The sequence below is a fragment of the Chryseobacterium camelliae genome (genome assembly GCF_002770595.1).
GTDB classification, from domain to species: domain Bacteria; phylum Bacteroidota; class Bacteroidia; order Flavobacteriales; family Weeksellaceae; genus Chryseobacterium; species Chryseobacterium camelliae.
This window is the reverse complement of the sequence record NZ_CP022986.1, coordinates 2,614,170-2,634,624: the sequence shown is the minus strand read 5'-3', so window position 1 is coordinate 2,634,624 and position 20,455 is coordinate 2,614,170. Positions and strand designations below refer to the sequence as shown.

At 43.3% G+C, this 20,455-nt stretch carries 20 protein-coding genes; 15 read left to right on the top strand and 5 right to left on the bottom strand.

Translation table 11 applies throughout. The features are described from left to right. The gene (locus tag CGB83_RS12090; RefSeq protein WP_100076012.1) at window positions 1-2,364 is read left to right on the top strand and encodes a tetratricopeptide repeat protein; all 2,364 of its coding nucleotides are present in this window, start codon (window positions 1-3) and stop codon (window positions 2,362-2,364) included. Window positions 2,365-2,506: 142 nt separating this feature from the next. Here CGB83_RS12090 and rnpA read toward each other — a convergent pair whose 3' ends face one another. From rnpA to CGB83_RS12075, 3 genes are all read right to left on the bottom strand, one after another. Further along, the gene (rnpA, locus tag CGB83_RS12085) at window positions 2,507-2,881 is read right to left on the bottom strand and encodes a ribonuclease P protein component (protein ID WP_100076011.1); all 375 of its coding nucleotides are present in this window, start codon (window positions 2,879-2,881) and stop codon (window positions 2,507-2,509) included. Between the two features lie 78 nt (window positions 2,882-2,959). After that, the gene (locus tag CGB83_RS12080; RefSeq protein WP_100076010.1) at window positions 2,960-3,685 is read right to left on the bottom strand and encodes a tRNA threonylcarbamoyladenosine dehydratase; all 726 of its coding nucleotides are present in this window, start codon (window positions 3,683-3,685) and stop codon (window positions 2,960-2,962) included. Next, window positions 3,678-4,307 carry a TatD family hydrolase gene (locus CGB83_RS12075; protein WP_100076009.1) on the bottom strand — a complete coding sequence of 210 codons (630 nt, stop codon included), beginning with the start codon at window positions 4,305-4,307 and terminating at the stop codon, window positions 3,678-3,680. Before CGB83_RS12075 ends, CGB83_RS12080 begins: the two co-directional genes overlap by 8 nt. 102 nt (window positions 4,308-4,409) lie before the next feature. Between CGB83_RS12075 and CGB83_RS12070 the strand changes: the two genes are divergently transcribed. From CGB83_RS12070 to CGB83_RS12020, 11 genes are all read left to right on the top strand, one after another. Continuing rightward, window positions 4,410-5,039: a TetR/AcrR family transcriptional regulator gene (locus CGB83_RS12070; protein WP_100076008.1), complete on the top strand. Its 630-nt coding sequence runs from the start codon at window positions 4,410-4,412 to the stop codon at window positions 5,037-5,039. 98 nt (window positions 5,040-5,137) lie between these two features. Further along, window positions 5,138-6,133 (top strand): outer membrane protein assembly factor BamD, encoded by a 996-nt coding sequence (locus tag CGB83_RS12065; protein WP_100076007.1) that lies wholly within the window; start codon window positions 5,138-5,140, stop codon window positions 6,131-6,133. A 41-nt stretch (window positions 6,134-6,174) separates the two neighbouring features. After that, entirely contained in the window at window positions 6,175-6,498 is a 324-nt protein-coding gene (locus CGB83_RS12060) for a DNA-directed RNA polymerase subunit omega (RefSeq protein ID WP_100076006.1), read from the top strand. Between the two features lie 108 nt (window positions 6,499-6,606). Continuing rightward, window positions 6,607-7,815: a bifunctional phosphopantothenoylcysteine decarboxylase/phosphopantothenate--cysteine ligase CoaBC gene (gene coaBC / locus CGB83_RS12055; RefSeq protein ID WP_100076005.1), complete on the top strand. Its 1,209-nt coding sequence runs from the start codon at window positions 6,607-6,609 to the stop codon at window positions 7,813-7,815. Between the two features lie 37 nt (window positions 7,816-7,852). Continuing rightward, window positions 7,853-8,758 carry a type IX secretion system protein PorD gene (gene porD, locus CGB83_RS12050; protein ID WP_100076004.1) on the top strand — a complete coding sequence of 302 codons (906 nt, stop codon included), beginning with the start codon at window positions 7,853-7,855 and terminating at the stop codon, window positions 8,756-8,758. Between the two features lie 84 nt (window positions 8,759-8,842). Then, a complete protein-coding gene (locus tag CGB83_RS12045) occupies window positions 8,843-10,492 on the top strand; it encodes a DNA repair protein RecN (protein WP_100076003.1) in 1,650 nt (549 codons plus the stop codon). A gap of 102 nt (window positions 10,493-10,594) precedes the next feature. Beyond that, on the top strand, window positions 10,595-12,061 hold the full coding sequence (locus CGB83_RS12040) for a DUF5687 family protein (protein ID WP_100076002.1): 1,467 nt from the start codon (window positions 10,595-10,597) through the stop codon (window positions 12,059-12,061). A 1-nt stretch (window position 12,062) separates the two neighbouring features. Next, the gene (locus tag CGB83_RS12035) at window positions 12,063-12,785 is read left to right on the top strand and encodes an ABC transporter ATP-binding protein (protein WP_100076001.1); all 723 of its coding nucleotides are present in this window, start codon (window positions 12,063-12,065) and stop codon (window positions 12,783-12,785) included. Between the two features lie 170 nt (window positions 12,786-12,955). Further along, window positions 12,956-13,519, top strand: a complete 564-nt coding sequence (locus CGB83_RS12030; protein WP_100076000.1) for an RNA polymerase sigma factor — start codon at window positions 12,956-12,958, stop codon at window positions 13,517-13,519. Next, a complete protein-coding gene (locus CGB83_RS12025; RefSeq protein WP_100075999.1) occupies window positions 13,506-14,138 on the top strand; it encodes a hypothetical protein in 633 nt (210 codons plus the stop codon). The genes CGB83_RS12030 and CGB83_RS12025 overlap by 14 nt, the downstream gene beginning before the upstream one ends. A gap of 28 nt (window positions 14,139-14,166) precedes the next feature. After that, entirely contained in the window at window positions 14,167-15,204 is a 1,038-nt protein-coding gene (locus CGB83_RS12020) for an outer membrane beta-barrel protein (RefSeq protein WP_100075998.1), read from the top strand. A 112-nt stretch (window positions 15,205-15,316) separates the two neighbouring features. Here CGB83_RS12020 and fumC read toward each other — a convergent pair whose 3' ends face one another. Then, window positions 15,317-16,711, bottom strand: a complete 1,395-nt coding sequence (gene fumC, locus CGB83_RS12015) for a class II fumarate hydratase (protein ID WP_100075997.1) — start codon at window positions 16,709-16,711, stop codon at window positions 15,317-15,319. Between the two features lie 147 nt (window positions 16,712-16,858). On the opposite strand from fumC, the gene CGB83_RS12010 reads away from it, so the two are divergent. From CGB83_RS12010 to CGB83_RS12000, 3 genes are all read left to right on the top strand, one after another. Then, window positions 16,859-18,466, top strand: a complete 1,608-nt coding sequence (locus CGB83_RS12010; RefSeq protein ID WP_100075996.1) for a fumarate hydratase — start codon at window positions 16,859-16,861, stop codon at window positions 18,464-18,466. A gap of 216 nt (window positions 18,467-18,682) precedes the next feature. Then, complete coding sequence (locus CGB83_RS12005; protein WP_100075995.1) at window positions 18,683-18,991, top strand: serine hydrolase domain-containing protein; 309 nt, start codon at window positions 18,683-18,685, stop codon at window positions 18,989-18,991. 108 nt (window positions 18,992-19,099) lie between these two features. Next, complete coding sequence (locus CGB83_RS12000) at window positions 19,100-19,384, top strand: hypothetical protein (protein WP_172954698.1); 285 nt, start codon at window positions 19,100-19,102, stop codon at window positions 19,382-19,384. A 96-nt stretch (window positions 19,385-19,480) separates the two neighbouring features. On the opposite strand, the gene CGB83_RS11995 is transcribed toward CGB83_RS12000, so the two are convergent. Next, window positions 19,481-20,350: a helix-turn-helix transcriptional regulator gene (locus CGB83_RS11995; RefSeq protein ID WP_157761413.1), complete on the bottom strand. Its 870-nt coding sequence runs from the start codon at window positions 20,348-20,350 to the stop codon at window positions 19,481-19,483. Window positions 20,351-20,455: the final 105 nt, after the last annotated feature.

Sequence of the window (20,455 nt, the reverse complement as noted above, 5' to 3'; positions counted from 1 at the left end):
ATGAATCCTAGAGTTTTAGAATTATTAAAAGAGCCTAAAAATATTCAGCCGGAAGATTTAACCCTTCTGAAAGAAGAAATCAATTCTTTTCCCTATGTTCAGAATATCAGGGCACTGCATCTGTATGGCGTTCACCTGCACGATAAAGACAATTACCAGAAAGAGCTGGCTACCACTGCCGCTTATACTACTGATAAGAAAATACTTTATCAGCTGATCAACGGGAAAATGCAGCAGAAGCAGAAAGAGCCCGCAGCACAAGAGAAAAGAACGGAGGCTCCGCAGAATTTTAAATACTCATATAATAAAGGCAGCTTCCCGATAAAAAGGGAAGAGAAAACGGAAGAAAATACAGCCGCTGCTGAAAACCATCAGGAAACATCGTACCTCCAGCCTGCGCCAAAACCGGAAATAAAGCATGTTTATGCGAATGGGGAGCGCAACAGGATCCTGTTTGAAGGGGAAGAAAATTTCATGGATGACCATGACCATGAAGTCATAGACCTTGAATCTACACTGGAATCCGGAGTTATCGTCACCCAGAAACCCCAACCTAAACAACCGGAACATACTCATGCACCTTCAGGAATTGAAGAAGAAACAAACGGGCAGGAAGATCAATCTGTTTTAATACATGATGCTGAGGAGTTGATTTCAACTGACCCGGCAAATCTGGAAGAAAACAGTGCAGCCGAGAAACAGGAAAATCCTGAAGAACCTGTTGCCACTGAAAGCGTGACAGAATTCTCTTCAGATGCAGTCATTAACCGTGAAGAAAAACCTGAAGAGGTTATAAAGGAAACAATAACCGATCCTTCAGAGGTCAGCTTTAAGGAAACGGAACCTTCGCCGGAAACCAGCACCAGCAAAAGTGAAGAAGGAAATAATGATCAGGAACAGCCCGAAGAAACTTTGGCCGCTGAAGCAATGACGGAATTTTCTTCAGATGCAGTCATTAATCGGGAAGAAAAGCCGGAAGAGGTTATCAAGGAAACAATAACCGATCCTTCAGAGGTCAGCTTTAAGGAAACAGAAGCTTTCTTGCCGGATACCAGCGCTGAAGGAAATAATGCAGGTGAGCAGGCTTCATCTGTTGAGGCAAAAGCGGATGAAAAAGGATTGAATTTTACGCATGAAAAAATGATCAGCGAGGATAAAATCGATTCTGAAAAGACAGAAGAGAAGGTTGAGGACAAAGCCGAACTAAGCTTTCACGGAATGGATTCTTTCATGCCGGATGTCCAGATCCAGGCTGTTTATAAAGATCAGCCGGAACCTGTTCCTGCCCAGCCATCCGTCAACAAACATGAAGAGGAAATGAGGCGCCTGATTGAAGAAGTAGAGAAAAAAATGAAATCCTCCAGGAGCACCCCGGAAATACAGGCAGAAAAAGAGGATGAGGATTCCGCACATGAAATCAGTTTCGCAGAAACGCAAAGCTTCGTTGTGGCAGATACGGAAGAGGAAAAGCACGAGCCTCTCCATATGCCCGAAACTGCCGGTATAACTGGGCAATCTCAAGAAGAAAATAAAGAAGTCCATACAAAGCAATCACTTTCCGGAGCAGAACAGCAAGATGCCCAAGAAGAAAATGCGGTTCAGGAAACTGTGGAAGAATCTCCAACTGAACAACCGGCTGCGGCATGGAAACCCATGAACTTTGAAACCCATATTCCGGATTCCCTGATCAGTAAAGCAGCAGAAATTCCTCAACAGCAAAAGGAACCGGCTCCGGAGCCTGAAAGCCGTGATAAATCGGGAGTATCACCTGCACCAGAGATGCCATTAACGCTGGAAGCAGACCATTCAGAAGACATGGAAAGCCATAATGAACCTCTAAAAGAGGATCCTGAAGCACCTGAAGTTAAAGAAAATGATGAACAGGTTCCGGTCATGAATGTCTCATTCTTCAGTTCTGATATTTCCAGCTGGACCGTTGACCAGGGTAAGAAAGAGGAGCAGCGCGGAGAAAAGCCTGCAGATGCATCTCCTAAACCTGTACAGAACCCGGCAGACAGCAATGTGCCGGGATTCATCAATACCTGGCAAAGCTGGCTGAAAATAGACAGGCCCCAGGAACCTGAAAAGGAAAAAACGGAAATCAAGAATAAAGTCATTGAAGCTTTTATTGAGAACAATCCGAGAATAAGCCAGCTGAAGGAAGAAAGCAGCTTCGTGATCCGGGAAAAGAACGATGATATTTCCCATTTGATGACGGAGACCCTGGCTAACCTGTATTTTGAGCAGAAGCTCTATACAAAAGCCATCAAGGCCTTTGAAATCCTGATCAATAAATATCCTGATAAGAAAGAGCATTTTGAAAACAGGATCAAAGAAATTAAAGATTTCCGGACAAAAGGCTGATCATGATTATTTGATCGCCATTATTCTTATATAGATAATAAACTAAAATACGGCGGCGGAATTTTTCCGCCGCCATATTTTAGTTTATACTGAATCTGCATGTGCAGATGTAAGTTCATAATTTTATTTGTGGATCAGAGGATCAGGGTTTCTTCTGCGACCGGCAAAGGCTGATGAACTGTGCCTCAACATCCCGGAATTGTGCAGGCAGTTCCGGCGATGCCCAGAACAGCATGGCGATAGACTGCTCTCCGAAAGCGTCCCTGAAAAGACCCTTGTTCAAGCGGTAACATTCACGCAACAGCCTTTTGATCCTGTTTCTGTGTACCGCTTTCTTAAAAAATTTCTTGGAGACCGATACGGCAAATTTACCCTCTTCTATGGGAGCAGAAGGTTTATTTTTCAGGACTATGATTCTCAGGTTCCCATGCGTTTTCCATCTGCCTTTTTCAAAAAGCAGGGAAATTTCAGTATTTTTCTTAAGTTTTTCGGCTCTGGGATAGGTAAAATTCGTCATTGCTGGCTGTAAAGATAGTCTTTATTTGGCTCACCGGTTCAGGAAGGGTAGGGGGCCATACTTATTCCGGTCCTGAAATTATTTTTTATCCAGCAGGTAGTTGATCACTTCCGAGGCGGCATACAATCCGAAAATAGCCGGCATATAGCTTATCGTGCCATAGAACGACCTCTTATAATTGGTGCCGTCTGTCATTTTCAGGCTGTCTTCATCCTGGATGTCATTGGCAAAAACGCATCGAACCCCTTTGTCGATCTTTTCTTTTTTCAGCCTTTTCCTTACCTGCCTTGCCAGGTGGCAGTGTTCAGTTTTGCTGATATCCCTCACCATTACCTTGCTTGGGTCTGTTTTTCCTCCCGCACCCATGGAACTTACGATTTTAATCCTTCTCCGCTTGGCTGCAATAATCAGGCACAGCTTAGGCGTTACACTGTCGATACAGTCCAGGACATAATCGAAAGGCGCGGAATCCAGTACTTCATCCATCCTTTCAGGATTCAGGAATTCATTGATTTTGGTCAGTGCAAGGTCCGGATTGATATCCATAAGCCTTTCGGCAACTACTTCTACCTTATGTTTACCGACGGTGGATCTCAAAGCCGGCAATTGCCTGTTGATATTGGTAATATCCACCGTATCACCATCTACAATCGTCATGCTGCCTACTCCGGCCCTGGCCAGGAACTCTGCGGCAAAAGAACCTACACCTCCCAGGCCAACCACCAGGATATTCGATTTTATCAGTTTTTCCAGGCCTTCTTCTTTTACCAGAAGCTCTGTTCTTTCCAACCAGTATTTATCCATTTTGTATCTGTGCTAAATTTTCTCTAATCTGTTCACTGAGCTTCTCCACCGGAATGCCCTTTATTGCTGCGGTTTTCTGATACAATTCCGCGATGTTGAAATCCGCATCATCCGTTTCCAGGAAAATCCTGTTGATGGGAACCGTTTTCAAAGTATCCTGCAAAGATAAATTATACAAAACCGCTTTTCCAAAACTCAGGTAAAAATTATTCCTGATCAGGTCATCGGCAATGCCTTGTTTTTTATTGAAACCATGGATCACCATCGCCTGCTCAGCTTTTTTCCTAAAAGAAATCACCTCATAATACTTCCGTACACAGTGGATGATCAGAGGCTTGCGGGTTTCATTGGAAAGAAGGACCTGTTTCAGGAAAATTTCTTCCTGAAGATGCTGCTCTGTTCCTACCATAGCATCGAGGCCGCATTCCCCGATAGCCACGCAAAGTTTATGGGAGGCAAGTTCTTTCAGCTGATTCAGCTGCATGTCCATTCCGTCCTCAACAATATCTTTAGGATGGATTCCCGCAGAATATGGGAAATCAGGCACGGGATCATAGGAGTCCAAATTATAGATCCCGAAAGCGCGGTCTTTGTTATGATGGTGAAAATCAAAAAATTCCATCTCCAAAATTAGCCAATAAATTATTGATATTTCATCGCAATTGCTAAACGAACGTTTATTATTTCTGTTAAAAAATTCATAACTTTACGTAAACTGCGCTATATGAGAAAAAAATTTACTGAAAAACAAATCTATATACTGGATATTGCTGAGGAACTTATTGCCAAGCAGGGGTATGAAGGCACGTCCGTTAGAGATATATGTTCCAAAGCCGGCATTAATGTCGCCATGATTTCCTACTATTTCGGGTCAAAGGAAAAAATGATGTCCTACCTCTATCAGTACAGGGTACTGAAGACCCGGGAAAACTTTTCGGAATTTGCAGATACCATTAAGGATGGCAAACCGGAAATGCAGATGAAGGAAATCATTAAATATATTGTCGGGCAACTGTTTAAATACAACTATTTCCATGGTTTTGTGACCCAGGAATTGCGCCATACGGACAGTGTGAAGAATGAGCTGCTGGATTTTTACCAGCTCTTTGTGAAAAAACTGGATGACGTGATAAAAAAAGGAGTGGCTTCCGGCGTTTTTACTTTTACCCCAAAACCGGAAGATGTTCTTACCACCATTATCGGATCTACGTTATTTGTTATCCGGAACCGGAATTTCTATGAAATGTATGTGCCGAATAAAAATGAAGAAACCTATGCCAAGGAAGCGGAAAAAAAGGTAAGAATGAATCTCTTACTCAGTATTTTTGCCATTCTGGGATACGCTGCAGACTAAATTTACGTTAAATAATCATAAAAAAAAATCTATTGGCAAAAAAGTTATATTTTTGCAAATTAATAGATCGGAAGAATCCGAAAACTGTTGAACTTTTTATGAAAAAATATATTTTAGGTCTTTTTGCTGTTGCGGTGGTTTCATCATGTATAAGCCAGCAGGACAAAGCAATGAAGAGTGCTGATAAAAACTACATCCTGAAAGTAGCCAATGAGAATTTTGCCAAAAAGAAATGGAAAAATGCACTGGCACTATATGACAGGCTTCCCAACCTGGTGGCAGGTACAGATGATGCACCGAATGTGGTTTTCAATTCTGCGTATGCCAACTATTACGATAAAAACTACCGGTTGGCCGGAAGCCAGTTCAAGAATTTTTCCATCAGTTTCCCGCAAGACAGCAGAAAAGAAGAGGCTGCCTACATGTCTGCCCTTTGCTACTACGAAGGTTCAATGGATTATAACCTGGACCAGTCCAGCACGGAACTTGCGATCAACGAGCTGCAGGACTTCCTGAACAACTATCCTAATTCCGAAAGGTCTAAAAATATCAATCAGCTTATTGATGAGCTTGCCTATAAACTGGAATTCAAAGCGTATGAAAATGCACGCCAGTATTATAAAATGGCAGAATACAAGGCTGCCAATGTAGCGTTTGAGAATGTACTGGATGATTTCCCGAGTACCAAGCTCCGCCCGAAAATCTATGACTACATCATGAAGTCAAGGTTTGAGCTGGCTACAAAGTCTGTTTATGACCTTAAAGATGAACGTATTGAAAGTGCCCTTGCTTTTACCAGACAGGTAGAAAAAGAACTTCCTAATACGGAATATGCCAAAACTGCCCAGGACCTGAACGCGAAACTGGAAAAAGAAAAACAGGATTTCGTCATCGTGAAAAAACAGACTGAAGCCAGAATTGCGGCCCTTACAGCCAAGCAGAAAAGAGAAGCAGATAGGCTTGCAGACAAAGGAAAAGCGGAGCAGCAGATGAAAGATCAGGCAGATGCAGAGAAAAAAGCAATGCAGATCCAGAGGGATAGTGCGGCCATCCAGACCCCTCCGCCGGCAGCGACTTTCAAAATTCAAAGATAATTTGTAAATTTGCCATCTTAAAATAAAATAATATTCTCAAAATGAGTGTAAAAGATACCAAAGCAGAAGTCAATACGATTACTTACGATAAAGATAAGATTGAAGAGAAAGTAGGTTCCATCTATGAGGCTATTGTTATCATGGGTAAAAGAGCAGAGCAGATCAATGCGGAGATCCGTACAGAACTGCACAATAAGCTTGACGAATTTGCCGTTCATAATTCTACACTGGAAGAGGTTTTCGAAAACAGAGAGCAGATCGAAATTTCCAAGCATTATGAAAAATTACCTAAGCCTACCTCTATTGCTGTAGAAGAGTGGCTGAACGGAGATGTCTACTTCAGAAAAACTGACGATAGAAAATAATCATTTGTGTTTTTATATATGAAGGTCATAAGGAATCTGTTCTTTATGACCTTTGTCTGTTTACCATAAAAGATAAATAAGTAAATTTACCGCTTAAAACCAAACTGAATGAGCAGCCTTTCCGGAAAAAAAATTCTTATCGCAATCTCCGGTGGAATTGCAGCCTATAAAATTCATTTCCTGATCCGCGACTTCATTAAGCAAGGCGCGGAAGTGCAGGCCATCATGACCCCGGATGCTGAGCATTTCGTAACCAAGCTCAGTATATCCACCTTATCCAAAAATCCTGTATACTCAGATTTTTACAGTGATAACGGAACATGGAACAGCCATGTTGAAATGGCGCTGTGGGCGGATGTGATGATTGTAGCGCCCTGTACAGCGGGAACACTGGCCAAGATGACCCACGGAATCTGTGATAATCTGGTCATTGCTACCTATATGTCTGCCAAATGTCCGGTATTTATTGCACCTGCCATGGACCTGGATATGTACCAGCATCCTTCCACAAGACAAAACCTCGAAATGGCGGAAGACTTCGGGAATCTCATCATTCCTGCTGAAAGCGGTGAACTGGCCAGCGGATTGGTGGGCCAGGGAAGGATGGCGGAGCCGGCAACAATAACCCGTACTATAGAGCAGTTTTTCAGTTCGGCGAACCAAAAGAAGACCCTTCAGGGAAAAACGGTATTGATCACAGCGGGCCCTACTTACGAGGCGATTGATCCGGTAAGGTTCATCGGGAACCATTCTTCCGGAAAGATGGGGTATTCCCTGGCTGAAGCAGCAGCAGAAAGAGGTGCAAAGGTCATCCTGGTTTCCGGGCCTTCCGGCCTGGATGCAAAGCATCCGTCCATTGAGCTGCACAGGGTGACTTCAGCAAAAGAAATGATGGCTAAGGTATTCGAATTTTATGACCATACGGATATCGGCATAGCCAGCGCTGCAGTGGCAGACTATGCCCCGAAGGAAGTTGCGAAAGAAAAAATAAAAAAGAATGACGGGAATTTAACCATTGAACTCGTTAAGAACCCGGATATCCTCAAAACCATGGGTGAGAGAAAGGTACATCAGTTCCTGGTAGGATTTGCCCTGGAAACCGAGAATGAAGAAGAAAATGCCCGCGGTAAAATGAAGAAGAAAAACCTGGATATGATTGTCCTGAACTCCCTGCGGGACGAGGGAGCCGGCTTCCGGAATGATACCAACAAGATAAAAATCTTCACGCCTACCGGTGAAAAAGAATTCGCGCTGAAATCCAAAGATGAAGTGGCCCGGGATATTCTCGACTGTATTGAAGCAGAGATTCTCAAATAAATTTAATAATTTTCCGTTCTCAACTTTTAAAGGAATAATGAAAAAACTTATCAGCTTATTTTTACTGCTTTTCTTATATAACGTTTCATTTTCACAGGAACTGTTAGCCACCGTGCAGGTGAACTCGCAACAAGTGGCAGGAAGTAACCAGCAGGCCTTCAAGGTACTTGAGAAAAGCCTCAAGGATTTCATCAACAATACAAGCTGGACAGGAAAAAAGCTTCAGAATTTTGAGAAAATAAAATCCAACTTTGCCATTGTAGTCGCCAGCAGGGAAGGAAACCGGTTCACCGCGAGCATCGTCGTTCAGGCAGTGAGGCCTGTATACGGGACCACATACGAGTCTCCGCTCATCAACCTGCAGGACACCCGGTTTACATTTGATTATGTTGAAAATGAAAACCTTATTTTCAACGAACGGCAGTTTTCCGGGAAAAACCTTATTGACGTGATCAGCTTTTATGTTTATCTGATCCTGGGATATGATGCAGACAGCTTTCAGTCCATGTCGGGCACCCAGTGGTTCCAGAAAGCGCAGCAGATCGCTCAGAACGGTCAGTCCCAGAATACCTATGACGGCTGGAAGCGGATCAATGAGCCGAGAAGCCGTTCTATCCTGATCGGTGAGATCCTTAACCCGAATATGGCTCAGCTCCGGTCATCCTTCTACACTTACCACAGAGGCGGCATGGATAACCTCTTTAACCAGGACCAGACCGGTGCCAAAAGAGCTATTTTCGATGCCCTGATGCAACTGAAGATGTATGAAAACTCCTTTCAGCAGAATTATTTCTTCAACCTGTTCATCACCACCAAAAGCGACGAGATCTACAATATCTTCAATTCCGGCAACAACGGCGGAATTGTGCTCAATGACCTGAAGCAGCTGATGATCCTGTTTGCTCCGAAATTTACGGATGACAAATGGAACAAATGGAAATAATTCCAAAAGCAGTGTCACCTCTTGTTGAATCCTGAATTCTAAAGTTCTATATTTGCAGTACCTAAAGTAATCTGCCACGATCACATGCTTTCGAGAATTTACATTAAAAATTTTGCCCTTATTGATACGCTTGAAGTATCATTGCACAACGGTTTACAAGTCATTACCGGAGAAACCGGAGCGGGTAAATCCATTATACTGGGTGCTTTACGGCTTATTTTAGGAGAGCGCGCAGATGTAAAGTCCATTGCCAATACCGGTGAGAAAAGCATTGTGGAAACTGAATTTTCCCTGGATAATCAGTTCAAGAAATTTTTTATAGAAAACGACCTGGATTATGACCTCCAGACCATCATCCGCCGCGAAATTTCGCCGACAGGGAAATCCAGAGCGTTCATCAATGATGTACCGGTTACTTTGGATGTTCTCAGGGAACTGTCGTCAAAGCTGATCGACATCCATTCCCAGTTCGAGACCTCCAATCTCTTTACTTCGGAATACCAGTTTAAAATTATCGACGGGCTGTCTGATAATAAAAGCAGGATCGAGGAATACCAAAATGAATATTCCGATTTCCAGAGCCTGAAAATCCAGCTCAAAAAGTACCAGACCCAGCTTTCAGAAAACACCAAAGAAAGTGATTACAAACAGTTCCTGCTTTCCGAACTGGAAGATGTACAGCTGGATGCCATAGATTATGAAGACCTTCAGAATCAGCTTTCCATCCAGGAAAATGCGGAAATGATTTCCGAAAACCTGGCGCAGGTATTATCCAGGTTCCATCAGGAAGAAATCGGTATCCTGTCTTTTTTCAATGAAGCTAAAAATAAGCTCTCCAGGATTTCCGAAGTGTCAAACGGCTTCGCTGAACTCGACAGCCGGCTTGAAGCTTCTTTTGTTGAATTAAAAGATATTATCTCAGAACTGGAAGATGAAGCGGAAAATATCGAAGCCAATCCGGATAACTTAGTGCAGCTTTCAGAGCTGAATAACAGGCTTAATACCCTTTTTATCAAGCATAATGCAGCAGACGTCCAGGAGCTGAAAGATATCAGGGACCAGCTGGCCGGTGAGCAGAAAGGGGCTTCCGAACTGGAGGCATTGATTACGGAAGTGGAGCAGAACATCATAAGCAAGGAGCAGAAGCTTCAGAAGCTGGCTCAGAAACTTTCAGACAACAGGAAGAAAAGCATTCCTGTCTTCATTAAAAAAGCGGAAGGCCTGCTTAAAAAGCTGGGGCTTGAAAAGGCCAGAGTGGACATTGAGCTGAAACCGGCGGAAGACTTTAATGCGTTCGGTAAAGAAAACATCCAGCTCCTGTTCCAGGCCAATTCCGGATTCCCTTTAAAACCGATCCAGACTGCGATTTCAGGTGGGGAACGGTCCCGGGTGATGCTCGCCGTGAAAAAGATTATTGCGGAAAGCGACCAGCTTCCTACATTGATCCTGGATGAAATTGATACCGGAGTCTCCGGAAAGGTTGCCGAAGAGATCGGGAATCTGATGCGTGAAATGTCCGCCGATATGCAGCTGATCGTTATTTCACACCTTGCACAGGTAGCTGCCAAAGGCAACAACAACTATAAAGTGGTGAAGCAGGATGTTTCAGGGAAAACCCAGTCTACTATTGTTCCGCTTGATGAGGATGAAAAGCTGAATGAAATTGCACAGCTTTTATCCGGAAGCAGGATTACAGAGGCTGCACTCGCACAGGCCAGGGAACTGATCGGCTAACCCTGAGGAGATTATCGCTCCACAATCTCTGAATTTAATTCTTATTGATCTCATTCTGTAACATATTGCCTGCTTTTTTAACTAATACAGAAAAAGTAGCTTATGTTTTTACAGTTCCTTAAATTAGAGTACAAAAGTTTTTTCCGAGGAAGTTCCGTCGGGGTCAATCTTGCCATGAAGATCCTCAGGTTTTTCGGGATACTTTACTTTATGGGATGCCTGATCGGAGGTGCCTTTATCGCTTTCTTCTATGTAGAGGAGCAGATGCACGCCGATGCGGTTAAAATCATTTCCCGGTTTATGGTTGTTGCCTGGGCACTGGACCTGATTGTGAAGTATATCTGGCAGGAAATGCCTACCCAGAACATCAAGCCTTTTCTCACTCTGAACATTCCGAAGCGTACACTGGTTAACTATATGCTCACCAAAACCTTCCTTTCCGTGTTCAGCTGGATCAATTCCTGTTTCCTGGTTACCTTCTGCATTATTGCCTTGGTCAACGGGTACAGCGCATTAGGCATCATGACCTGGTTTGTCGGGATATCCCTGTTGTTTTACCTGAATACTTTTATCAATATCCTGTTCAACGGTAAAGAAACTGTTGCCATTGCAGTCGGGATCCTGTTCCTTATCGTTGCCGGGCTCTCTTATTATGATATCCTGCCTGTATTGGACTATTCTGAGCAGTTCTTCCACAGTTTTTATGAGCAGCCTTATCTCGTGATATTTCCTATCGTGATATTTGCGGTCTTATGGTGGGTCTGCTACAGGTTCATCCATAAAGAATTCTATCTGGACCAGGGCCTGGAAGCCAAAAAAGAAGTGGGAAAAACAGAAAACATTGCTTTCCTAAATAAATATGGGGCTATAGGAACCTTCATTAATAACGATATCAAAATGCTGAAACGGAACAAAGTGACCAAAGGCATTCTCCTGGGCAGCTTTATGTTCCTGTTCTACGGGTTGCTGATGTTTACATCCGATGTGTACCGCACGCCGATGATGATGATGTTTATGGGACTTTTCGTAACCGGCGGATTCCAGTTCCTGTTCGGACAGAGGGTACCTGCTTTCGACAGTTCTTATTATCCGTTGATGATGACCCAGAATGTTCCTTATAAAGAATACCTGAAAGCAAAATGGTGGCTGATGAACATCGTGACCGCAGCGTCTGTTGTAGCTGCTCTCTTTTATGCCTATTGGGGCTGGGAGACCTATATTACCTTTTTTGCAGCCGGCCTATATAATATCGGTGTCAATTCACAGTTCACCCTGTGGTCAGGAGCTTTCAATAAAACACAGATCGACCTGAATTCCAAAGAGAAAAGGATCGGGCAGAAAAACAGCTTCAACCTGAAAACGATGCTATTGTTAATTCCAAAGTTACTGCTGCCGATGGCTGTATTCGCACTGACCAAATATTTCTTCGGGATTACGGCAGGCGTTGTAAGCATTGCCATCCTTGGGCTCATCGGGTTTTTATTCCGTGAGAAAATATTCAATATTATCGTACGCCATTATAAAGTTGAGAAATACAGCACATTAGACGCATTTAAAAACAAAAGTTAATATGATTACAATCCATAATTTATCCAAGACATACGGGAAAGCTACTGTGCTTAATATTGAGCATCTGGAAATTCCTAAAGGAGAAACCTTCGGTCTCGTAGGGAATAACGGTGCCGGGAAAACCACCCTTTTCAGCCTGATGCTGGATCTCATCCAGCCTACAACAGGGTATGTGAGCATTGATGACATCAAGGTCAATGAATCGGAAGCATGGAAGAGCAAAGTGGCCGCATTCGTTGACGATTCTTTCCTGATCGGTTACCTGACTCCGGAAGAATATTTTTATTTCATCGGTGAGCTGAGAGGACAGAATAAGGCATCCGTAGACGAATTTTTAAAGCAGTTTCATGATCTTTTCAACGGGGAGATCCTGAATTCAGGAAAGTACGTCCGTGACCTTTCCAAGGGAAACCAGAAAAAAGTAGGTATCGTAGGGGCAATTATCGGAAACCCTGAAATCATTATCCTTGATGAGCCTTTTGCGAATCTTGACCCTTCCACCCAGATCAAGCTTAAAAACCTGGTTAAGGAACTTTCCAAGCAGGATGGGGTTACGTTTCTGATATCAAGCCATGACCTTTCCCATACTACGGAAGTCTGCAATAGGATTGTTGTGGTGAATAAAGGACAGCTAGTGAAAGATATCCAGACGCATCCTGAAACCCTGAAGGAACTGGAGCAGTATTTTGCAGACCAGGTTAACCTTTCCGGAGAACTGAAATAGACTTTCATCATATCTTAACACCATCACCCTGCACGATCCCGGAATCCTGCAGGTTTTTTTATTTGATAAATTGTTTATTTCCAATATTTTATATTTATTTGTCAGGAAAAAAGAATTTTTTTGTAACCATTGTACATTTTTGTTGTCTTTATTATAGAAACAAGATTCCCATGAAGTTTTTATCTGGAAATAAGAAAGAGGATTTGCTCAGCCGCCTGAAAAAACAGGATCCGGCTGCACAGAAAATTTTTTATGATCAGAATGTAAGGAAATTTCTGAGCGTAGCCAGGAGCTATATCAGCGACCTTTACCAGGCTGAAGACTGTGTGATTAAAGCCTTTTGCAAGATGTTCAAATCTGTGGAAAGCTTCAGGAGCGAAGGGGCACTGGAAGGATGGGCAAGAAGGATTGTGGTTAATGAATGCCTCAATTTCATCAAAAGCCATAAAACCATATTCTATCTGGATGAGGTGAATCCTTCTGTTCTGGAGGAAATCTATGAGGAGGCGGTGATTTCCGATTTCAATGCACAGGAGCTTCTTGACCAGCTGCCGGATCCGTACCGGATGGTTTTCAACCTCTATGTCATTGAAGAATATTCACATCAGGAAATAGCCTCTGCGTTGAACATTTCCGTTGAGGCCAGTAAAACACAACTCTTCAGAGCCAAGGAAAAGATGAGAAAAATTTATTTTAAGCAACAAAAAAAAATCCTGAAAAATGAACTTGTCTAAACATAATTTCGAACAACAGATCAAGAAGCAGATCAATGAAAGGGAAATTAGCCCTTCCCGGGATTTGTGGGCAGAAATCCAGACACATCAGCCGGTTAAACGGTCATCGGGAAATACAAAATGGATGTTGGCCGCAGCCTGTTCCATATTGATAGCAGTTATGGGAACCGTATTGTTCCTAATGAAGGATGATAATAGCCAGAAAGTTCAGGCTGTTGAAAAAGTATACACCATTCATACAGATAAAGGACCCAAAGAAGCGCCCATAAGTTCAGTAATTCCTGACCATAACAGGGAAATCAGCCGGAGGATCGCTGAGCATACATCCGCTGAAGAACATGCAGTGCAGTCTTCCCGAACAGAGGCCATATCTCAAAAGGAGCCTATGCCGTTAACCGCAATACATTTCGTGCCTGAAGAAAAAATAGAAAGTAAAGTATATGCTGTTGACATACCGGCTTCGAAAGCCTTTGCCGCAGCAGATTCGTCTAAAGTGCCCGTTTATAAGAAACGGTATACCGATGCGGGTACGCTTCTTTTCTCCGTAGAGCATAAAGACGCTATAGAAAAGACAAAAGGGGTCAGCAAAGTAGCAAAGCTTGACCTTAATGCCAGATAATTCAGTCTTAAACAAAAAAAATATAATAATGATCAGGAAATTTATCATTACAGGAATGATATGTCTTGCAACAGCTTCAGCATATGGCCAGAGAGCCCTGAAATTCAGCCTGCAGCCTAAGGAAGATACGGAGGTGAGCCCCATTGTCAAAGAAAAGATGGAGGACTATGCCGTGAAAATCAACGACATCATCCAGGAAGAAAAAAAATTAATGGAAGCCGAATTAATCAGGCTCCAGGAAAAAGGACTCGGGAAAGCTGAATTCGATGAGGAAAAAACGAAAGTTGCCGACCGGTATTCCGAGAAGATTGACCAGAGGATTCACGACCTTGGATTTGACCTTGATCAAGTCATCCAGAAACAGGTAAGGTTCTCACTCCTGAATTCCGATGTTGCTTCCAATGAGGAAATGAAGGCGCAACTGCTGAAAAAGTTCCGTCCTACCAAAGAAATATCACCATACTTCACTACAGGGATGATGACCTTTACCAATAACCGCCCTGATAATGACCTGGACAAGAATATGAAACACGGCAGAGACCTGGAGCTAGGCGTTAGACTTAATTACCAGTTCGGCAGGACCAGCGCCTGGGGATTGGTAACAGGTCTGGATTTTTCCTGGAGAACCATTCGGTTGGACAATAATATGCTTTTTGCCAAAAACAGCAATGCTGACGTTTTCCTGACCAAGCATGACGGCAGCCTAGATAAGAGTAAGCTGAGAACAGGCTACATTATGATCCCGCTGGGGTTCCAGTATAATTTCTCCAAACTGAAGAATGCCGGAATGGATGTCCAGTATAGGCCCTATGCCGAAGGATTCCGGGTTACAGCAAATGTTTACGGAGGCATAAAGATGTCCAGCAATAACATTGTCAAAAGTGATATCGGAGAACTGAGAAGCCGGGGGAACTATCAGGTTAACCCATTCGTATATGGGGCACAGCTGACATTATCGTATGAAGATTTCAGCATCTTCGTGAAGAAAGATTTCAGCAATTTCTTCAAGGATGGTTATTTCGAAAACGATAAGGCTCTTATATTCGGGATAGGAATCGGGTTATAATTTTCCTGATCATCCGGTAGCCATACAGCAGAGGGTTATCATCCGACGCCATATTCTCTAACATATATATAACGAAACACTCCGGAAGATCATTTCCGGAGTGTTTTATGGTTTATTTCATGCTTCCTACCATATCTTCTGGCTTTACCCATTCGTCAAACTGTTCGGCCGTCAGCAGTCCGAGGTTAACGGCTTCTTCTTTTAACGTCGTCCCGTTCTTATGGGCCGTTTTAGCAATCTTAGCGGCATTTTCATAACCGATATGCGTATTCAGGGCAGTGACCAGCATCAATGATTTATCAACCAATTCTTTGATTCTTGCTTCGTTAGGCTCGATCCCTACAGCACAGTGGTCATTGAATGAGATGCATGCATCAGCGATCAGCTGTGCCGATTGCAGGAAGTTGTAGGCCATGACAGGCTTGAATACGTTCAGCTCATAATTCCCCTGTGTTCCGGCAAAGGAAATGCTGGTATCATTCCCCAGAATCTGTGCGCAAACCATGGTCATGGCCTCATTCTGGGTCGGGTTTACTTTACCCGGCATAATGGAAGATCCCGGCTCGTTTTCAGGAATATGGATTTCCCCGATCCCTGATCTCGGTCCTGAAGCCAGCAACCTGATATCCTGTGCAATTTTGAATAATGAAACGGCCAGCTGTTTCAGGGCACCGTGCGATTCCACAATGGCATCATGGGCAGCAAGGGCTTCAAATTTATTTTCAGCCGTGATGAAAGAATGCTGTGTGAATTCTGCAATATATTCGGCGACTTTTACATCATAGCCCTGAGGCGTATTCAGTCCGGTTCCTACAGCAGTACCGCCTAGGGCCAGTTCGGAAAGATGCGGTAAAGTATTTTTTAATGCCCTGATTCCGAAATTCAGTTGGGCTACATATCCGGAAAACTCCTGTCCCAGGGTAAGCGGCGTGGCATCCATTAAGTGCGTCCTTCCGATTTTGACAATATTTCTGAAGGCTTCCGATTTTTCAGCTAAGGTATCTCTGAGCTTTTCAACGGCAGGAATGGTTGTTTCCATCACCTTTTTGTAGGCTGCAATATGCATGGCGGTAGGATAGGTGTCGTTGGAAGACTGTGATTTGTTGACATCGTCATTTGGGTGGACGTCAGATTTTTCTCCCAGGGTCCCACCGTTGTTGACATGGGCACGGTTGGAAATCACTTCATTCACGTTCATGTTGGATTGTGTTCCGGATCCGGTCTGCCAGATCACCAGCGGGAACTGGTCGTTCAGTTTCCCTTCCAGGATCTCATCGCAAACTTTGGCGATCATATCCCTTTTCTCTGCCGGAAGTACTCCAAGGTCGGTATTGGCAAAAGCGGCTGCTTTTTTCAGGTAAGCAAAGGCTTCTATAATTTCATGGGGCATTGATCCTTCCGGCCCGATTTTGAAGTTATTCCTGGAGCGTTCCGTCTGGGCTCCCCAGAATTTGTCTGCAGGGACCTGCACTTCTCCCATCGTGTCTTTTTCTATTCTGTAATTCATATGATTGGAATTTCCGATTTGTAGTTTATAAAAATACTCATTACTGAAAAACCTCACAATTTATAATCATTATAAATATCAATCAGGCAGAGTGATTTTCCTCATGTTTTTAGAGGATGTTTTATTTTTGCAGCCAAACAAAATTCAATGGAATTCAGATATCAGGATCCGTATCCGATTCAGAAAGATGATACGGTATACAAAAAGCTTACTTCAGACTATGTTAAGGTTGAACAACTGGGCAACAGGGAAATCCTAACCATCGATCCCAAAGGACTGGAACTGTTGGCTGAAGAAGCTATGGCAGACGTTTCCTTCATGCTCCGGTCTTCCCATCTTGCCAGTCTCAGAAGGATCATCGATGATCCTGAAGCAACCGATAACGACAGGTTTGTAGCCTATAACCTTTTACAGAACGCAGCTGTGGCAGCAGAAGGCGCCCTTCCTTCCTGCCAGGATACCGGAACAGCCATCGTAATGGGGAAGAAAGGAGAAAACGTATATACCGGAGCGGATGACGGCGAATACCTGAGCAAAGGAATTTACAATACGTACCAGAAAAGGAACCTGAGGTATTCACAGGTGGTTCCTCTAACCATGTTTGATGAAAAAAATTCAGGGTCCAACCTTCCTGCGCAGATCGATATCTACGCTAAGAAGGGAAACTCCTACGAATTCCTGTTCCTGACAAAAGGCGGAGGTTCTGCCAATAAAACATTCCTGTACCAGAAAACGAAGTCTCTGCTGAATGAAAAGTCACTGAAAGAATTCATTAAGGAAAGAATATCCGATTTAGGGACCGCGGCCTGTCCGCCGTACCATTTAGCCCTGGTAATCGGAGGTACTTCTGCAGAGGCCAACCTGGCTGCCGTGAAAAAAGCTTCTGCAAAATATTATGACCACCTTCCTACAGAAGGCAATGAAGCCGGACAGGCATTCAGGGACCTGGAATGGGAAGCGAGGGTGCAGAAGATCTGTCAGGAAAGTTTTATCGGAGCCCAGTTTGGAGGCAAATACCTGACCCATGATGTACGGGTGATCAGGCTTCCGCGCCATGCAGCATCCTGTCCGGTAGGAATGGGCGTTTCCTGTTCTGCAGACCGTAATATCAAAGGGAAAATTACTTCGGAAGGGATCTTCCTGGAGCAGCTTGAGCAGGATCCTAAGCGATTTTTACCTGAAACACCGCCGCACCTTGAGGAGGCGGTAGAAATCAATCTTAATCAACCGATTCCGGAAATTCTGGCTGAGCTGTCAAAATACCCTATCAAAACCAGGCTGAAACTTAACGGGACTCTTATTGTGGCAAGAGATATCGCCCATGCAAAAATCAAGGAGATTATAGACAGCGGACAGCCGATGCCTGAGTATTTTAAAAACCACCCGATTTACTATGCGGGACCTGCAAAAACTCCGGAAGGAATGGCTTCAGGAAGCTTTGGACCTACTACGGCAGGAAGGATGGATGTGTATGTGGATGAATTCCAGAGTCATGGCGGAAGCATGATCATGCTTGCGAAAGGAAACAGGAGTAAGGATGTGACCAATGCCTGCGGGAAATATGGAGGATTTTATCTTGGCTCGATTGGCGGACCGGCTGCCATCCTGGCAAAAGATAATATCCTTTCCGTTGAGGTGGTAGATTTCCCAGAACTGGGGATGGAAGCAGTACGGAAGATCGAAGTGAAGGATTTCCCGGCGTTTATCATCACCGATGATAAAGGCAATGATTTCTTTGCTAATCTTGCGCATTAGAAAAGATACTGTAGAATAAACGCTGCTTTGTATTGCAAGGCGTCTTATTAAAAGATGTCTTTGCAGTACAAATTATGCATCGATGGAGAATATTGTACTTTCTTTTCTGCTGATTCTCTTTGTGTTTCAGCCCTCTTTTGACCAACACTTCAGGTACTAAGGATTTTATCAGAATGAAATCGCATCAGGCTCGCTGATATCTCAACTGTATAAGACATGGTGCGCTGGCAGCATGCATTGAATGCCGGTCTGGTCCTTGATGCTGAACACACCAGAAAAGCTTTAACGCCTTATTCACTCAAAAACGTAGAAAAATTGACCTACGGTTACGGATGGCACCTGAAAGATATCAATGGTATTCCGACCAGGGAACACGGCGGAAGTGTTTTCGGATTCAAGTCTATGGCGGTATACATTCCGTTCCAGGATATCTGTGTGATCGGGTTCAGCAATGGCGACTGCCATTCCCCGAAGCAGGTCGTGAAAGACATGGCAAAGAAAGTCCTGAATGCCGTTAAAAAGTAAAAAAGTGGCTCAGAATCAATTTAAAATCAAAATAAATTAAAAAATAGGGCATGCATCTTTTGTGTAAAAAGGAAAAATGTTCTATTTTTGCCTAAAATCTATAAGATAATGATCACGATTTTGTCAGCATTTTGGCCGTTTTATCAGTTCCTTTGGACTGTTTTCTTCATCATCATGTTCCTGGTAGGGTTCTGGTGTATCTTTATGTTCTTCGGTTTCGTTATTCCATTATGGCTGACTGAAGGTCTGAAAGAATATTTCGGGAAGGTAAAGCCTTTTGATCCGGAAGATATCAGAAGAAAGAAAATCTACGAGCAGGAAGGTACTGAGGTGATCTTTAATGAACCTAAAGGTAACGGGCCTTTCATCCATGACCACGGACATCATCATTAATTGATATTGTCATTGCTTTTTCACCTGAATTCTGAAAAGGCAATATCAAAGCAAAACAACATATATAAACCATTCAGTATGCTGAGTGGTTTTTTGTTATTCATTCCTCAGCTTTTCCGGTGAGATACCGAACTTTTTCTTGAAGGCACGGGTGAAATTCTGTACATATTCATATCCGCATTCAATAGCAATCTCCTTAATCATCACCTTCCTGTCGATGATCATTTTTTTAGCTTTCAGCATCCTCAGTTCTGCAATATAATCGCTTACCGTCATATGGTACCTTGATTTGAACTCCTTTCTTATCGTATTCTGGTTGATGCCGATCAGCCGTGCGATATCCTCCGTTCTCAAATGGGTGTGGTAATGCTCATCAATATATTTCTTTACGGTTTCCGGTGTCTCGGAAGGTTGATCCGTATGGTCTTTTTCACTGAATTGCTCAAAAATAAGCATAAGCAGCTTAATCACTTTGGCTTCAATAAACAGTTTCTGCAATACTCCTTGTCTGGAATATCCTGAAATCTCTTTCATGATCATGTGCATTTCGACCGTAGTAAATGGTGGCGTGTGCGGTTGCAGGAAAATGAACCTGTTCTTGATCAGTTGTTCCAGCAGCTCTGCACTTTCGCCATCCGGTGCGGGCCGGATCAGCTGAAGCATATACTGGTAATCAATATCAATCTGGAGGTATTCCAGGGTTGTTTGATTTTCTGTCCAGACTTCTGCTTTGCCTTCTCTTTCCAGGCAATGAAGAATATATTGATTTTTTGTAAACCGGAAAGACGTGCCGCAGTCTGGGGCTTCAAGGTGAACCGCATCACTCAGTACGAATAAAAGTGTAAAACCTGGCCTGCTTTCCAGGGTATCGGATTTGAGATAGCAATTTGCAGACCGGTCACTATACCATTGTATTCTGATATCTTCAGAACAGAACAGCATCTTTTTTTCAGATAACTTTTTCATAAGCATTACATTATGTAGATATGGGATGCTCATGTAAGATAACTGATAGTTTGCAAATGATAACTCAGAAGGATCATGGAAGATTAATTTTGCACAAAAATAAAT

What these genes read in the sequence shown, in the direction of transcription:
- CGB83_RS12090 (WP_100076012.1), top strand. Translation starts at nt 1, where the DNA reads ATGAATCCTAGAGTTTTAGAATTATTAAAAGAGCCTAAAAATATTCAG.
- rnpA (WP_100076011.1), bottom strand. Translation starts at nt 2,881, where the DNA reads ATGACGAATTTTACCTATCCCAGAGCCGAAAAACTTAAGAAAAATACT.
- CGB83_RS12080 (WP_100076010.1), bottom strand. Translation starts at nt 3,685, where the DNA reads ATGGATAAATACTGGTTGGAAAGAACAGAGCTTCTGGTAAAAGAAGAA.
- CGB83_RS12075 (WP_100076009.1), bottom strand. Translation starts at nt 4,307, where the DNA reads ATGGAATTTTTTGATTTTCACCATCATAACAAAGACCGCGCTTTCGGG.
- CGB83_RS12070 (WP_100076008.1), top strand. Translation starts at nt 4,410, where the DNA reads ATGAGAAAAAAATTTACTGAAAAACAAATCTATATACTGGATATTGCT.
- CGB83_RS12065 (WP_100076007.1), top strand. Translation starts at nt 5,138, where the DNA reads ATGAAAAAATATATTTTAGGTCTTTTTGCTGTTGCGGTGGTTTCATCA.
- CGB83_RS12060 (WP_100076006.1), top strand. Translation starts at nt 6,175, where the DNA reads ATGAGTGTAAAAGATACCAAAGCAGAAGTCAATACGATTACTTACGAT.
- coaBC (WP_100076005.1), top strand. Translation starts at nt 6,607, where the DNA reads ATGAGCAGCCTTTCCGGAAAAAAAATTCTTATCGCAATCTCCGGTGGA.
- porD (WP_100076004.1), top strand. Translation starts at nt 7,853, where the DNA reads ATGAAAAAACTTATCAGCTTATTTTTACTGCTTTTCTTATATAACGTT.
- CGB83_RS12045 (WP_100076003.1), top strand. Translation starts at nt 8,843, where the DNA reads ATGCTTTCGAGAATTTACATTAAAAATTTTGCCCTTATTGATACGCTT.
- CGB83_RS12040 (WP_100076002.1), top strand. Translation starts at nt 10,595, where the DNA reads ATGTTTTTACAGTTCCTTAAATTAGAGTACAAAAGTTTTTTCCGAGGA.
- CGB83_RS12035 (WP_100076001.1), top strand. Translation starts at nt 12,063, where the DNA reads ATGATTACAATCCATAATTTATCCAAGACATACGGGAAAGCTACTGTG.
- CGB83_RS12030 (WP_100076000.1), top strand. Translation starts at nt 12,956, where the DNA reads ATGAAGTTTTTATCTGGAAATAAGAAAGAGGATTTGCTCAGCCGCCTG.
- CGB83_RS12025 (WP_100075999.1), top strand. Translation starts at nt 13,506, where the DNA reads ATGAACTTGTCTAAACATAATTTCGAACAACAGATCAAGAAGCAGATC.
- CGB83_RS12020 (WP_100075998.1), top strand. Translation starts at nt 14,167, where the DNA reads ATGATCAGGAAATTTATCATTACAGGAATGATATGTCTTGCAACAGCT.
- fumC (WP_100075997.1), bottom strand. Translation starts at nt 16,711, where the DNA reads ATGAATTACAGAATAGAAAAAGACACGATGGGAGAAGTGCAGGTCCCT.
- CGB83_RS12010 (WP_100075996.1), top strand. Translation starts at nt 16,859, where the DNA reads ATGGAATTCAGATATCAGGATCCGTATCCGATTCAGAAAGATGATACG.
- CGB83_RS12005 (WP_100075995.1), top strand. Translation starts at nt 18,683, where the DNA reads ATGGTGCGCTGGCAGCATGCATTGAATGCCGGTCTGGTCCTTGATGCT.
- CGB83_RS12000 (WP_172954698.1), top strand. Translation starts at nt 19,100, where the DNA reads ATGATCACGATTTTGTCAGCATTTTGGCCGTTTTATCAGTTCCTTTGG.
- CGB83_RS11995 (WP_157761413.1), bottom strand. Translation starts at nt 20,350, where the DNA reads ATGAAAAAGTTATCTGAAAAAAAGATGCTGTTCTGTTCTGAAGATATC.